1 protein-coding gene is annotated in these 559 nt (G+C 68.5%); it reads left to right on the top strand.

The window, feature by feature from the left end:
- Positions 1-559, top strand: a 559-nt coding sequence (locus tag EHS43_RS45700) for a helix-turn-helix domain-containing protein (RefSeq protein WP_125196156.1), incomplete at both ends; no start/stop codon positions are given.

Below are 559 nucleotides of genomic sequence, written 5' to 3'. Positions count from 1 at the left end.
CCGCAGGCCGACCTCGCCCGGCGTACCGGCCTGTCCACCAAGCACATCAACCAGATCGTCCAGGGCACCGCGGTCCTGACCCCCGAGACCGCGCTCCTCCTCGAGCGCGCCACCGGCATCCCGGCCTCCATGTGGAACCAGCTGGAAGCCGCCTGGCGCACTCACGTCACCCGCCAGCAGGAACTCCAGCAGCTCAGCAAGCGCATCGACTGGCTCGACAACTTCTCACTGACCGAGCTCGTCAAGCGCAGCATCCTGCCGAACAAGAACAGGAGCACGGACAACCTCCAGCGCCTGCTGGCGTTCTTCGGCGTCGCCGACCCGGACATCGCCGAAGACCTCTGGCGGAGCTACCGCACTGCCTTCCGCCGCTCCACCGTCTTGAAGACCGACGACTACGCCACCGCGGTATGGCTGCGCCAGGCAGAACTCAAGGCCCGCGCCCTGCCCTGCCAGCCGTTCGACCGCGCCGCCCTCACCGCCCTCCTGCCCAGCCTGCGCGCCCTCACCCTGGAAGACCCGGCAACCTGGCCCAACCGCATCACCGATCTATGCACCC

It is taken from the genome of Streptomyces sp. RP5T, from assembly GCF_003933965.1.
Classification (GTDB): domain Bacteria; phylum Actinomycetota; class Actinomycetes; order Streptomycetales; family Streptomycetaceae; genus Streptomyces.
Note: the sequence above shows the minus strand (reverse complement) of the source record. Positions and strands in the feature narration are given on the sequence as shown.